This is a genomic window from Brevibacterium sp. FAM 24630, assembly GCF_049804075.1.
In the GTDB taxonomy this organism is placed as follows: domain Bacteria; phylum Actinomycetota; class Actinomycetes; order Actinomycetales; family Brevibacteriaceae; genus Brevibacterium.
On record NZ_JBNBZD010000119.1, the window covers coordinates 1 to 253 of the forward strand.

General features: G+C 59.7%; 1 protein-coding gene. It reads right to left on the reverse strand.

Features of this window, described 5'->3' with window-relative positions; genetic code table 11:
* Positions 1 to 58: 58 nt before the first annotated feature.
* Positions 59 to 253: hypothetical protein (locus tag ACPUD7_RS17950; protein WP_425120668.1), on the reverse strand; the 195-nt coding region annotated here is incomplete at its 5' end.

A 253-nucleotide genomic window follows, 5' to 3' on the forward strand; every position in this document is an offset into this window, starting at 1 on the left:
GGGCTATGAGATCCCTGCCCGGGCGATGGAGTCGTTCTTCGATCGCACCGAGACGGAATCATCGGCAGCCGACCGGGCTGCTTGAGGAAATAGTGTTCTCCTGTCGAAACAACTTGACACAGTCCAGGACTTCACTCCAATCAGGTTGGGCGTAGACACTCTCATGCTGGCCACGGCCAGGAAACAATCGAGCGTAGACATCGGCATCCGGCATCCCGGCTGCCTCGTCGTAGGACAGCCCCACGGCGTCAGC